Source organism: Planosporangium thailandense, assembly GCF_011947195.1.
Taxonomy (GTDB): domain Bacteria; phylum Actinomycetota; class Actinomycetes; order Mycobacteriales; family Micromonosporaceae; genus Planosporangium; species Planosporangium thailandense.
The window spans coordinates 1-210 of record NZ_JAATVY010000114.1 but is presented as its reverse complement, the minus strand read 5'-3'; the positions used below and the strand labels follow the sequence as shown (position 1 = coordinate 210).

1 protein-coding gene is annotated in these 210 nt (G+C 71.4%); it reads left to right on the top strand.

Features of this window, described 5'->3' with window-relative positions:
- Positions 1 to 210 (top strand): SH3 domain-containing protein (locus HC031_RS32380; protein ID WP_167929256.1); only part of this gene is annotated, 210 nt, incomplete at both ends.

Here is a 210-nt window from a genome sequence, read left to right as displayed (position 1 = left end):
CGGCACGGTCGACAGCGGCAGCACCCCGCTCAACATCCGCACCGCCGCCACCACCTCGGCCTCCGTGGTCGGCCAACTGCGCACCGGCACCCAGACCACCCTCGTCTGCCAGGTCACCGGCCAGACCATCAGCGGCCGGGTACGCACCACCAACCTCTGGGACAAGATCGCCGACGGCCGCTACGTCTCCGACGCCTACATCCGCCGCGG